Genomic DNA, 1634 nt, shown 5'->3' with positions numbered 1-1634 from the left:
AAGAAATGCCCATCCGGATCCACCAACATTACTGGGTTGTTGTTCGCGTACGTATAGCCGTTCTGTGTCAAGATGTCATCCGCATCGCCTGGGTCGGGGTCGAGCGACAAGAACACGCCATGCGTTGGATGATAGTACCGGGCGATCAGATAGTACAGACCCGTTTCTTGGTCATATTGGTACCCCGCATATCGGTATGGATTTTCGTCCGCCAATGCGCCGGATTGGGAAAGAATGTTCCCCCACGCATCGTATTGATAGCGGGCAACAATGTTTCCTTGTTCATCCGTCAGGGCGATCACGTCGCCATGGGCGTTATAGTGGTAAAAATACGTGGCGTTGCCTTTTTTCATGGCAAGGAGTTGCCCATTTTCTCCGTATATATATGATCTTACCACATTTCCACTCGCATCGGTTTCGTACAGAACGTTTAGGCTGTCGCCTTGGTAATGATAGTTCGTAACGACGCCATTGACAGTCTTTTGAATGCGCCGGCCGTCTTCATCGTATTGGTACGTCACAAACGGCGTGCTTTCGCCTTTTCTTGTGATGGAGACGAGCTGATCCGCTTCGTTCCATTCATATTGATACTGACCGTCTTCCAATCGGTTGCCGTTGGCATCATATGTGATCGATTCGTTTCCAAAACGAATGAGCTGATTGGCAGCGTTATAATCGGCATTGGTCGTCGTCGACTGCCCATCCTTTGTTTTCACGACTTTCGTCCGGTTGCCAAATCCGTCATACGTATACTCGATCTTCGTTCCGTCTGGCAGCTGTTCTTCCACTAGTTGATCGAGCGCGTCGTAGTGATAAACGATCGTCTCTCTCGTTGGGTACTCAATTTTTGTCCGGTTGCCGTTTTCATCGTAACGGTACGTTTCCGATACAATTTCTGTTCCGTCCGCCGTACCGACCGAAAGACTTTCCACGAGGCCGCGGTCATCATACCTAAAGGTCGAGCCGGCTCCATTTTCTGTCGTGAAGGTGCGAACGTTTCCTCTCTCGTCATAGTCAAAGCGGTACGTATACGTTCCGTCTTGGACGACTGTATTTTGATCCAAGGCATTGTATTGGTATGTGACTGTTTGGCTAAACGATCCATGGGAGAACATAAACTGTTGTAATTTATCCGATGTCGTCGGATAGGTCCACTTTTGTAATCCTCCGCGGTCGGATTGTTCAATGACACGATTCGCGGAATCAAATTTTCTTGTCTTGGTCGTACCGTCTTTTACATATTGTACAGAAAGTTCGTTTCCGTTTTTGTCGTAACTAAATTCGTAATACGGAACGTTGTTGTAAGAAATCGTTTTGACCCTTTCCGTTCCGTCATACGTCCATTGAATCGTGTTTCCTTTCGGCAAAACCGTTTTGATTTTATTTCCATTGGCATCATATTCATTCGTTGTCACATCATGGAGCGGACCAACGGTTTTCACGAGTTTGCCGGCCGCATCATAAGAATAGGCAAATGTTTGAGACTGGCCGTCGCTGGTTCGAATGACTTTTGAAGTCATATTGCCATTTAAGTCATAATCGTAGTTGACGGAAGTGCCGTTCGCTAACAACAGCTGTTTTAAGCGATCCGATAAATCATACGTGTACTCTTTTTTGTTTCCTTTCTTATCGTA

1 protein-coding gene is annotated in these 1634 nt (G+C 46.6%); it reads right to left on the bottom strand.

From position 1 onward, the window contains the following. Positions 1-1634: RHS repeat domain-containing protein (locus VU18_RS03310; RefSeq protein WP_047757661.1), on the bottom strand; the 1634-nt coding region annotated here is incomplete at both ends.

Origin of the sequence: Geobacillus sp. ZGt-1 (genome assembly GCF_001026865.1) — a bacterium.
GTDB classification, from domain to species: domain Bacteria; phylum Bacillota; class Bacilli; order Bacillales; family Anoxybacillaceae; genus Geobacillus; species Geobacillus thermoleovorans.
The sequence above is the reverse complement of the archived record's forward strand: the minus strand, read 5'-3'. Positions and strand labels throughout refer to the sequence as shown.